At 67.7% G+C, this 1,315-nt stretch carries 1 protein-coding gene; it reads left to right on the forward strand.

Features of this window, described 5'->3' with window-relative positions; genetic code table 11:
* Window positions 1–144: 144 nt before the first annotated feature.
* Window positions 145–1,315, forward strand: a 1,171-nt coding sequence (locus tag PGX04_RS31505; protein ID WP_273742078.1) for a DUF373 family protein, incomplete at its 3' end; no start/stop codon positions are given.

Genomic DNA, 1,315 nt, shown 5'->3' on the forward strand with positions numbered 1-1,315 from the left:
CCGGGATCGCCGGCCTCGGCGACGGGCGCGGGTTCCGGCTGCGGAGCTGAAGCCGCCTCCGAACGGGCCGGTCGCCCGATGGCGGTGCTGTTCTCGCTCGAACGAGTAAGTGGTTTTATCGTTGCACGGAATGCATCGCCTACCGTGACAACGCTGGTCGTCTGTCTCGACCGGACCGACGATGTCGGCCGGAAGACCGGCCTCCGCTCGCCCGTCGTCGGCTGGGAGGCAGTCCGCGCGCTCGTGACCGATGTCGGCCTCGCGGATCCGGAGGACTCGGGAGTGAATACCTTGCTCGAGTCGCTGCGGGTCGCCCAGGACCTGCGCGACGAGAACGAAGAGGTCGTCGTCGCGGTCGTCTCGGGCGACCGCGAGTCGATGGTGTCGGCCGATCGGGCGGTTGCCGAGCAGCTCGACGACCTCATCGCCGACTACGACCCGGACTCGGCGGTCGTGGTGACCGACAGCGCGGACGACGAACGGCTGATTCCGATCGTCGAGAGCCGCGTTCGGGTCGACTCCGTCGATCGCGTCGTCGTCCGGCAGGCCCGCGACATCGAGTCGACCTACTACCTGCTCAAGCAGTTCCTGGCGGACGAGGAACTTCGACAGACCGTCCTCGTTCCGATCGGGTTGACGCTGCTCGTCTTTCCGCTACTCGCGATCACCGTCGGCCCCGCGGAGGGAGCGGCCGCGATCACCACCGTCATCGGACTCTTCTTGCTCTACAAGGGGTTCAACGTCGACGAACGCCTGGCGAGATTCGCCCGCCAGACGCGGGAGTCGCTGTACTCCGGCCAGGTGTCGGTCGTCACCTACGTGGTCGCCGCCGGACTGACGTTCGTCGGCCTGTTCGTGGGCGCACTCGGCGTCTCGAACCTCGGTGAGACGCCGGGCGTGGTCATCCCGGCGACGCGCTTCGCCTTCGACAGCGTCCCCTGGCTGGCGATGGCCGCGCTGACCGCCAGCGCCGGCCGGCTGCTCGACGAGGCGATCGGCGAGGATCCGATCCGCCGGTCCTTCCTCAACCTGCCGTTTATCGTCGTCGCCGTCGGATTGGTCGTTCGCGGCTTCTCCGCGTATTTCCTCGAGGAACAGGGCGTGATCGATCCGTTCGTCGTTCCCGAAAACGAGTTCGGGATCTTCTCGAACGAGCAGTTCGTGATGGTCGCCGGCGAACGGCTCGCGCTGTTCGTCGTCACCGCGATCGTGATCAGCCTCGTCGGAGCGCGGATCGCCTCGTCCGTCAGCGGCTCGCACGGGGACGCCGAACGCGGCGACGGCGGTCCGGAGACGGAACCGGCGGACGGTGATC

It is taken from the genome of Natrinema soli, from assembly GCF_028618695.1.